This is a genomic window from Streptomyces albidochromogenes (genome assembly GCF_005981925.1).
GTDB lineage: Bacteria > Actinomycetota > Actinomycetes > Streptomycetales > Streptomycetaceae > Streptomyces > Streptomyces albidochromogenes.
In genome coordinates this window covers 1-9,376 of the sequence record NZ_VBVX01000265.1, presented here as the reverse complement: position 1 = coordinate 9,376, position 9,376 = coordinate 1, and the positions used below count along the sequence as shown (strand labels likewise).

Below are 9,376 nucleotides of genomic sequence, written 5' to 3'. Positions count from 1 at the left end.
GGGAGATGTGTATCAGAGACAGATCCAGGGCGGGGGGAGTCGGCGCCGTCATGCCGCCTCCCGTGGTGTGGCATGGGCGATGACCCAGTCCAGTGCGCTGCGGATGGTGGTGCGGCACTCGGCCGGCGGCAGGCCGGTAGCCTCCCCCGCCCCCTGGATTGCCTGCTCCACCACATGCCGGGGGATGTCGCCCCACGCCACGAACCGAGCCACCTTGCAGGCGCTCTTGTGCAAGGTGTTGTTGCGGCCGTTCGGCCCGCCCTCGGTCGCGGAGACGATGACCGCGCACTCGCGTTCCAGGGCGGTCCTGGCGGCCCGTGTGCCGTCGTGGACCCGCACGGGCACCGGAGCGGGCCTGTGCGGCTCGGTGAGCAACGCGGCGAGCCATCCCGGAAGGTCCGCCACGGACGCGTCATGGGACACCTCGTACGTGCCGTCCGGGGTGGTGCTGCCCGGGGCGACGACGTAGCCGCCCCAGGCTCGGGTGTCGATGTGCGGTCCGAGCCGGTCGACGCTGCACTTCAACCGCACGTCAGTGGGGGCGGTGAAGTAGAGGTGTTCACCTCGTGCAGTCCGCACCCGGTAGGTATCAGGGACGGCCTGTCCGGCGCGCTCGCAGAGCGCCTGCAAGGAAGCGGCGCCGTCAGGCGCTCCTTCTGGCTCTTCCGCCTTGACCGGGTCCAGGTCGATGACGAGCAGCCCGGCCGGGCCAGTCGCGATGCCGACGTTGTAGGGCCGGTGTGCCCAGGCGGCGTGGATCAGGTCGAGGTCGGTGGTGGCTCGCTCCTCCGGGGTACGGTGTCCGTCGGCGCACCGCCCGGTGCCGGGGCAGGCGCGTTTGGGGTGTCCTGCCGGGCGCTTGCTGCCGGGGTGGAGCGGGATGACGGGCCAGCCGCGTTCGGCTGCCGTGAGGGCGGAGGCGAGCAGGTCCGGCGGTAACGGCCGGTGGCCGTCTCGCCGGATGTCGGTCGGTTGGGTCATGCTGGGAGACCTCCACAGGTCTGTTGATGGCTGGTGGATAGGCGGCGGCCCCGGTTCTTGGCGGAAGGGGGCCGCCGCCGTCTTTGGTGGTGGGTCAGGCAGCGGCGGTGTCGTCGCCGCGCGTGGCGGTCAGTCGGCCGTCCAGGGTGCGGACGACCGTGCCCCCTGTGGTGAGGGATTTGACCGCCTTGGACACGGCTCCCTTGGACAGGCCCGTGATGGAGGCCAGGTCCTTCTGGAGGACCGGTTCGTGCGCGGTCTCGATGGCCTTGAGAACGCGGCCAGCGGCGCTGTCCGTGGTCGGTGCCGCCTCGGTCGCGGTGTCCTTGACGAGGGTGAGTGCCGGGGCGCCCGCAGCTTCCACCGTGGGCGCGACCGTGCGGGACCAGGGCTCACGGTCGGGCAGGGCGATGACGACGGCCTTGTCCATGTACCGGACCTTGACGGGGTCGGGCTTGCGCACGCCGTCGCGGATCAGCGCTACACCGGGGACCGGGAGTTCGTCGGCGTTCCATCCCTTGGCCTGTGCGTCCTCCCCGAGGACGACGCGCGCTTCTGCGGGGGTGCGTACGGCGAGGCAGATTGAGACGCCGATCTGCGGGGCGATCTGCTTGGGGATGCCGTCGCCGATGGTGGGCTTCTGGGTCATCCACCACAGGTCGATGCACGCCGCGCGGCCCATCCGGGCCAGGGACTCCAGGCCCGGGAGGGCGGAGCGGTTGACGGTGCGCGTCTTGCCCTCGCCGGTCTCGGTCTCGTAGGCGACTTTGTCGGCGGCCGTCATGACCTCGGCGCCCTCATCGACGACGACCGTGATGCGCGGCCGGTCTGCCGTGGGGGTCCATGTGTCCTGGCCCTTGGGCAGGATGCTGAGCCGGTCCAGCATCTCCGTCTCCACCTCGTCGACCACGTCGATGACTTCGCGCGGGGTGGAGGCGACGCGGGCCCGGTGGTCCCACAACCGGCCTTCCACACGCTTGAGGTCGATGATGACGAGCGCGTTCGTCGCTCCCTCGGACGCGTCGTGCAGCAGCGGCCGGGACGCGACCGACTTGCCCGCGCCGGACCGTCCGGCGATCAGCAGGCGTTCCCCGAGCGGCACGGTGACCTGTTCGCCGGTGACGGTGTCGACGCCGAGCGAGCGCCGTTCCGGGGTCCAGGTGAGGTCGTCGCCGTCGGCCGCGCTGCGGGTGCGCAAGGTGAGTTCGGCCCAGCCGCCCTGCTTGCCTGCCTTGATCTGCATGCGCAGGCTCGTGCGGGCCCCGAGCAGTGCGCGGATGTGGTCTTCGGCGGTGCGGAGCTTGGTCGCGGTCCATGTGCCGTCGAGGCGGACGGCGCACACGATGCCCGCCTCGGTCAGCTTCGGCCGGCCGGTCAGCGTGCCCGCAAGGCCGCGCTGTTCGGCGTGCTCCTTCCAGTGCTGCGGCGTGAGCCGTTTCAGCAGCGCCGATTCTTCGGCGGTGGGCTTGAGTCCGGTGGTGTCGCGCTCGCGCACGGCCACCCACACGGTCAGGGCGGTGATGGCGGCGACGACGGCGACGGCCGACCACACCCACACGCGAGCCGAGACGTGCGGCAGCCACACGTACCCGGCGACCCCAAGCGCGGCAGCCGTCTTCGTGGCGACCAGCCACATCGGGTCGGGGACGCGCCGCTTGGCGGTGCGCAACTCCCGCTCCGCGCGGTGGCGCAGGGAGGTGACGCCCTCGGGGTCAATGGCCCGTGCGGTGGCGAGCGCGCGGCGGGCATCGCGCACGAGCGGCTTGCGTTCGGCGCGCACGGTGCGACGGCGATCGGCTTCCTTGCGCCACCGCTCGGCGCTCCAGCGGGCGGCGGTGGCGGCGTACTGGGCGTGGGCGCGCCAGACTTGTCCGTGGCTCACGGGTGTCCTCTTCTCTGGGATGAGTGGGTCGGTGGTGACGGGCCACGCGACGGCCCGTCACCACACGCATTTGTGACGCGGAGTGAGCGAGTTTCCGGTTTCCTGGTTTCCGAGGCGGCCCTTACGTGTGCGCGCGAGGGCGGAAACTTCCGTCACCGTGCGTCGCTACGGGGCCTGTGGCGGCCGAACGGCCCTCGGGGGGTCAAACCCCATTCGGAAGGCCCCTCGGGCCCTCTGCGGGCCGTGTGCGGGCTCGCGGTGTTTCAGCGGCCCTTGCGGCCGGTCCTGCCGTTGGTCTTGGTGCTGGTGGTGACCGAGCGGACCACGGTGACCACGGCCCAGCCGAGCACGAGCGCGATGAAGGCCAGGAAGGCCAGGTTCGCGGCGATGGCGGTCAGGACGCCGACGAGCAGCGGGCCGAAGTAGACGCCGGCCGCGACCGCACCGGCCCCGACACCGGAGCCGAGCGCGACGCGCTGCACCGTGCGGTCCGGCGGCGCCTGGTGGATGTGGACGACCTGCGGCCCGGCGGGCTGCTGTACGGGAAGAGAGGCGGGGTCGGCGTAGACGTGGCTGCCGTCCGGGAGCTGGACGACCGTCAATGGGCGGTGTGCGGGGAGCTGTTCCATGACGCACCCTCCGGGGCGTTGTCGGGGAAAGCGCAGGCCGAGCACATGCCGAGCGACGGCGGGATGACGTATCCGGCGTCGCTGCGGCACTCGGGGCAGGTGCGGCGTGCGGCGTTGGCTTTGGCCAGGGCCGCCCACCGGGCCGGGGTCATCGCGCGCACCGGCTTGGCCCGGTCGATGCGGTAGAGGTAGGCGACCAGCGGGCCCCGTCGGCGCCGGGGCCGCTCCACCTGCGCCGCCACCCCCTGACCGCCCGGACGCAGGCCCAGGGCGCGGAGCTGGCGGTAGGTCGCGTAGCCGTCCGGAGCGAGCCGCCACCGGTAGACAGGCAGCGCGGCCATCAGGCGACCTGGAGGCCGCGTTCGGCGCGCAGGGTGTCGCGCAGGGTGCGGGCGTTCGCCGGTGAGGTGCGGACCTCGCGGCGAATGCCCTCGGCGGTCAGCTTCGCGTCCGCCCAACCGGCCGTGGCCTTCCGCGCCTCGTCGAGCAGCTCGTCCCGGGTGCGCTTCCGGCGAGGGGTGCGGGCCACCTCCGGGACGCGGCCAGTGGCCCGGCGCGGCCCGGTCAAGTCGGCGGCCACCGCGCGCCGCTCGATCGGTGTCACGGTCGGCTGCTCGATGGCCTGGACCGGCTTGGCCGGGATGGTCGACTTGAGGAAGCCGACGGCCACCGGCCGGGGCAGCGGCTTCACGTTCCGCGTGATCGCCGCCGGGGTCGATACAGCAAGGTCAGAACTAGACCGATTCCTCTCGGTTTCGGTCGATTCCTCCGCATTCGCGGTTGGGGCGGTGATCGGGGTGGGGCGGTGGTGCAGCACCTTCGCCACGAGGTCGGACCCGAAGTAGATCGACCCGACCGGCAGCGAGGTGGCGAGCAGCACGAGCACCCAGTTCGCCGGGTCCCAGTCGGCCAGTCGACCCCAGTCGACCGAGCCGCCGTGCAGCTCCGGGACCAAGCCGTGCACGTAGTTCAGCACGAGCGAAGCGACGGTGTAGGCGGCCAGCACCCGCAAGGCGAACGTGCGGTCCCGCCCGGCGAGCACGAGCGTGGCGATCAGGGCCAGGGCCATGAGGCCGTCGACGACGAACGGGTACAGCGTCGCGGCCGTGCTGTCGGCGCCGATGGCGTGCGCGATGTCGCGCAGGGCGTTCCAGGACACCCGGAAGGCCATGGCGACCACGACGACCAGCGCGAGCACCAGGGCCGTGCGGCCCCTGCGGTGCAGGTTCATGCGGCACCGCCCGTCTGCCCGGTCAGGCCGTTGACCTGGTCGCGGCGCGCGGCGAGCACGCGCCGGCGGGCCCGGCGGATGCGGCGTTCGTCCAGCTCGCACGGCGTGCGGTCGATGCTGATGATCTGTGCGTCCAGCAGCTCCACCTCCGCGCGGATGACGGGCATCTCCGCGTCGATGGCGTCCAGCTCCGCGTCCGTGGGCTCCATCCACGGCTCGAACGCGGTAACAGCTTCCTGAACAGTGACGATGTGGTTCATGGGTCGTGTTCTCCCTAGCAGGTGGCAACGGCCCGAACAGCGGCCCCGGAGTTGCACCTCCGGGGCCGCGCGCCGTTGAAGTCGGTAGATCCGGCTCCCCTCAGCGCTGCTCGTACGAGACGAGCAGCGGAGGCAACCGGCCCGCAGCCCAAAGGCCGCGAGGTCGACGCTCGACATAGCCGCGCAGTCCGCCTTTTCGACTCGGGGAGGCGGGGCCCACCTATGCAGTTCTCAAAGAACGACCAGCACAGGGCCCCACCAGCACGAGCTATCCCGAACCGACCAGCCACCGAAGGAAGCCCGAAGAGGACCCCTATGAGCCGCTGTCCTAGGACTGCGACCGGCCTGAGATGAGAATGCACCGCTGTCCTAGGACTGTCAACAGTCCTAGGACTGTGTGCTTCACTGGGACTGTCGAGAGGAGTCCGGCGTGGCAGCGAAAGCGCCAAAGTGGCGGGAACTGGCGGATCGGTTTGCCGAGCAGATCAAGAACGGCGACTACTCCCCCGGCGGGCAACTTCCGCAGATCCGCGACCTCGTAGAGGCGGGCGAGGGATCCAAGGAGACGGTCCACCGGGCTTACAAGGCCCTGGAAGCCGAAGGGCTCGTCACTATGACCCGTGGCCACGGGACCGTGGTGCGGCCTAAGACACCGCTCAAGCGGTTGGGCATCGCCCGGTACGACAAGGCCAAGTGGCGCGATGGCGATGAAGTCGCGTTCATCGCAGACCGGGTAGCGTCCGGCCGCTCCTACCGCCGAAACGAACAGACCCAGACGGTGAGCCGCGTAAAGGCGCCGGCGGCTGTAGCCGCCGCGCACGGCCTGCCCGAAGGTGCCGACGTGTACGCGCGGGCGCGACTCGTGAAGGAAGGCGCACAGCCGACCCACACGCTGACCAGCTACTACCGGCCCGAACACGTGGAAGGGACCCGCATCGTTGATCCGGCTCCGGGCCCTGCCGGCCGGGGCGGCGGGTTCCGTGTCCTGTACGACGCCGGATACGAGATCGACCACATGACGGAGGACCTCTTCGCGCGCGTGCCGACGGCCGAGGAGGCTCAGCTACTCCAACTCACACCGGGTGAGTGGGTGGTGGAACTTCACCGCACTACACGCACGGCTGACGGAACCGTGGTCGAGTTCGCCATCGGAGTGCACGCAGCGACACGTTTCGCGTGGTCGTACGACTTCAAGGTCCCCGACTCGGCGAAAACAGACGCGGAGGGCGAGAGCAAGTGATCTCAGCTCAGGCGTGGGCGGACACGCAGCGACTCTGGGACTTCCAGCAGATGAACCATGAGCCACGCCGATGCTCTGTGGCTGTTGGCCTCGGCAGTCATGATCTTGGAGTGGCCGACACCACGGCTGGCCTCTACCACCGAGGAATGGCCCCGCTGATCGTCTTCACCGGCGCGACCAGCCGCACGACCCATGAACGGATGCCGCGTGGAGAGGCTGAGCACTACCGTGAGCGAGCCGTAGAGCTTGGGGTTCCCGGACAGGCCATCCTTGTGGAGCCGAACGCGCGGAACACGGGCGAGAACGTCCGTTTCTCTCGCGCGCTCCTCGAGGAGCGGCACATCCCGGTTAAGTCCGTGCTGTTGGTCAGCAAGCCGTACGAGGAACGGCGCGCATACGGCACCGCTCTTAAGCTGTGGCCAGAGGTCGAGTGGGTATGCGCGTCCGCTCCCATGACGCTGCCCGAGTACGTCGACTCGATCGGAGACGCACGAGTCGTCATCGACATGTTGGTCGGTGCTCAGCAGCGCCTCATGATCTACCCCCGGCAAGGGTTCATGATCGAGCAAGAGATTCCCGGCGACATCAAGGCTGCCTACGAACGGCTACGGGGGCACGGCTTCACAGGCCGACTCGTGCCGGAAGCCGCAGATCACACATGACGGCGGCGAGCGTGGTCCGTCTCAGTTTCCGTCTCATTCACCCCCGTCCGGAGCCGTTCACGGCGGTCCGCACTCCGGGCGAAATGGCGGGAACGAACGGGCCTGAACGCCCCCGCATCAAGCCCTGCTGAGCTGCCACAAACCTGCAAAGCGAGTTACGCGGGTTCGATTCCCGCCACGGCCTCTGTCGTCCGGGACTCGCTCCCGGACCGCGCTACACCGGCAGTACGCACACCGGGACCGGCGCCGCGAGTGCCGGGACCGCCGGGGTGAGGCGGCCCGTGCGGCGGTTCACCCGGAACGCCGTCACCGTGCCCGACCTCTGGTTGGCGGCGAACAGCAGCCCGCCGGACGGGTCGAGGGCGATGTGCCGGGGGTACGAGCCGCCGGAGGGGATGACGGACACCGGCCGCAGCGCCGCGCCGCCGCACTCGGCGGCGAACAGCGCGATGCTGTCGTGGCCCCGGTTCGAGACGTACACGAAGCGCCCGTCGGGCGAGACCACCACGCCCGCCGGGTAGTTGCGCTCCGTGGGCGCGGCGCGCCCGGCGCGCGGCACGGTCGGATGCGGGGTGCCGGGGGTCAGGATGCCGTCACGCGCGTCGTAACCGCAGGCGACCAGGGTGCTGTCCAGCTCGTTGACGACGTACGCGTGCCGCCCGGAGGGGTGGAAGGCGAGGTGCCGCGGTCCCGCGCCGGGCCTGATCGCGGCGCGGGCGTGCTCCCGCAGGGTCCCGGTGCGCGGGTCGAGCCGGTAGGTGTGGAGGGTGTCCGTCCCCAGGTCGACGGCGACGACGTACCGCCCGCCGGGGTCCGTGACCACCATGTGCGCGTGCGGGCCCTCCTGCCGCTCGGGGTCGGGCCCGGAGCCGGTGTGGCGTACGACGTCGGTGGCTTCGCCTAGCTCCCCGCCGCGCCCGACGGGGTGCACGGACACGCTGCCGCCGGTGTAGTTCGCGGTGAGCAGGAACCGTCCGCCGGGGTGCGCCGAGAGGTGGCAGGGGTCCGCGCCGCCGGTGGCGCGGGGCCGCCCCAGCACCTCGGGCGGCGCACCGGCCCCGACCCGCACTGCGGTGACCGCGCCCTCGGGCCGCTCGTCGACGGCGTACAGGGTGCGGCGGTCGGGCGAGAGCGCGAGGTAGGAGGGATTGCGCACCCCGGCCAGCACACCGGTGGAGGCCAGGTGCCCGGTGCGCGGCCGGTACGAGGCGAGGCCGATGCCGGTGCCGCCGCCGGGCTGGGTGGTGTACGTGCCCAGGTAGGCGCGGCGCGGCCCGGGTGCGGCCCACGCGCTGCCGGGCACCGCCGCCGCGGCCGCCGCGGCCCCCGCGCCGGCCAGCGCGCCGAACCGACGGCGGGTCAGGCCGGGGGCGGCGGAGGCGCTTTCGGCGGTCGCTTGCGTGCCCATGCCCGTGCCCGGGCCCGTGCCCGGGTTCCCGCCCGTCGCCGTACGCGTGTCGCCCATGGAGCCCCTCGTGCCTTCTGGCCGGCCGGCGCCGGCCGGTCGTGCGGCAGTCGTCGCGTCGCATGGTGGCGCGGACGGGTGCGCCGGGACAAGGGGCCGCGCTCCGGGGCGCTCCCGCTCCCATCGCCCGGCGTATCCGGCGGCGGCCGCCGCCGGGCACCGATCGACACCGCCCGCGGAGAGGGTGAGTAGGCTCGTCCTGCTCATGCCACACCAAGGGGGATCTTTCAGATGGAACGGCCACGCCTGGGCACCGGGCGGCGCATCGGCCCGTACACGCTGATCACCCGCCTCGACTCGGCCGGCGGTCCCGCCGCCCCGCCCGTCCCGGAGCACCGCTTCATCGCCCGGAGCGCGGACGGCGACCGCACGGTGCTGCTGAGCGTGCCGCTGGACGGTGTGGACCCGGGGCGCTTCGTCATCGAGGCGGAGGCCGCCCGGTACCTGCTGGGGCCGTGGGCGGCTCCCGTGACCGAGTGCTCCGGCCCCTCGCCCTTCCCCTGGCACGCCCGCCCCTACCTTCCCGTGCTGCCGCTCGCGACGGCGCTCGCCGTGTACGGCGGGCCGTTGCCGGAGCAGACCGTGCGCGCGCTGGGCGCGGCGCTCGCCGAGACGCTGGCGATCGCGCACGCGGCGGGCACGACCCACGCCGGCGTGTCCCCCGCCGCCGTACTGCTGGCGGGCGACGGGCCGCGCCTCACCTGCTTCGGAGCGGTGCGCGCGGCGGGGCCGGACGGCGAACACCGAGGCGGCCTCCCCGGTCTCGACCAGGGCTCCCTGGCACCCGAGCAGGCGAGCGGCGGACGCCCCCGCCCTCCGGGTGACATCTACGGCCTCGGAGCGGTGCTCTCGTACGCGAGCACCGGTCACACCGTTCCGGACCGCGACGAACTCCCCGCCTCGCTGCGCCCGCTGGTCACGGCGTGCCTGTCCAGGGACCCGGCCGCCCGCCCGCAGGCGGTCCAGCTCCTGGAGCAGCTCGGCGCCGGCGCCCCGGCCCCCGGCCCGGGCGCGACGGTGCTCGAC

Annotated in this window: 10 protein-coding genes; 3 read left to right on the top strand and 7 right to left on the bottom strand. The window is 72.1% G+C overall.

What is annotated here, in order from left to right; translation table 11 throughout:
• Positions 1–48: 48 nt before the first annotated feature.
• From E2E34_RS26575 to E2E34_RS26550, 6 genes are all read right to left on the bottom strand, one after another.
• Entirely contained in the window at positions 49–981 is a 933-nt protein-coding gene (locus tag E2E34_RS26575) for a bifunctional DNA primase/polymerase (protein WP_138904450.1), read from the bottom strand.
• 94 nt (positions 982–1,075) lie between these two features.
• Positions 1,076–2,863, bottom strand: a complete 1,788-nt coding sequence (locus E2E34_RS26570; protein ID WP_244316131.1) for a MarR family transcriptional regulator — start codon at positions 2,861–2,863, stop codon at positions 1,076–1,078.
• 263 nt (positions 2,864–3,126) lie between these two features.
• A complete protein-coding gene (locus E2E34_RS26565; RefSeq protein ID WP_138904449.1) occupies positions 3,127–3,492 on the bottom strand; it encodes a DUF6251 family protein in 366 nt (121 codons plus the stop codon).
• A complete protein-coding gene (locus tag E2E34_RS26560; RefSeq protein WP_138904448.1) occupies positions 3,462–3,833 on the bottom strand; it encodes an RRQRL motif-containing zinc-binding protein in 372 nt (123 codons plus the stop codon). Before E2E34_RS26560 ends, E2E34_RS26565 begins: the two co-directional genes overlap by 31 nt.
• Positions 3,833–4,723 carry a DUF2637 domain-containing protein gene (locus tag E2E34_RS26555; RefSeq protein WP_138904447.1) on the bottom strand — a complete coding sequence of 297 codons (891 nt, stop codon included), beginning with the start codon at positions 4,721–4,723 and terminating at the stop codon, positions 3,833–3,835. The genes E2E34_RS26560 and E2E34_RS26555 overlap by 1 nt, the downstream gene beginning before the upstream one ends.
• Positions 4,720–4,983 (bottom strand): DUF6284 family protein, encoded by a 264-nt coding sequence (locus E2E34_RS26550; protein ID WP_138904446.1) that lies wholly within the window; start codon positions 4,981–4,983, stop codon positions 4,720–4,722. The genes E2E34_RS26555 and E2E34_RS26550 overlap by 4 nt, the downstream gene beginning before the upstream one ends.
• A gap of 430 nt (positions 4,984–5,413) precedes the next feature.
• Here E2E34_RS26550 and E2E34_RS26545 point away from each other — a divergent pair, with 430 nt between their 5' ends.
• Together E2E34_RS26545 and E2E34_RS26540 are read left to right on the top strand one after the other, a co-directional pair.
• On the top strand, positions 5,414–6,223 hold the full coding sequence (locus tag E2E34_RS26545; protein ID WP_138904445.1) for a GntR family transcriptional regulator: 810 nt from the start codon (positions 5,414–5,416) through the stop codon (positions 6,221–6,223).
• Positions 6,220–6,885 (top strand): YdcF family protein, encoded by a 666-nt coding sequence (locus E2E34_RS26540; RefSeq protein ID WP_138904444.1) that lies wholly within the window; start codon positions 6,220–6,222, stop codon positions 6,883–6,885. Before E2E34_RS26545 ends, E2E34_RS26540 begins: the two co-directional genes overlap by 4 nt.
• A 214-nt stretch (positions 6,886–7,099) precedes the next feature.
• On the opposite strand, the gene E2E34_RS26535 is transcribed toward E2E34_RS26540, so the two are convergent.
• Positions 7,100–8,293 carry a lactonase family protein gene (locus E2E34_RS26535; RefSeq protein ID WP_138904451.1) on the bottom strand — a complete coding sequence of 398 codons (1,194 nt, stop codon included), beginning with the start codon at positions 8,291–8,293 and terminating at the stop codon, positions 7,100–7,102.
• A 288-nt stretch (positions 8,294–8,581) separates the two neighbouring features.
• On the opposite strand from E2E34_RS26535, the gene E2E34_RS26530 reads away from it, so the two are divergent.
• Positions 8,582–9,376, top strand: a 795-nt coding sequence (locus tag E2E34_RS26530; protein ID WP_138904443.1) for a protein kinase family protein, incomplete at its 3' end; no start/stop codon positions are given.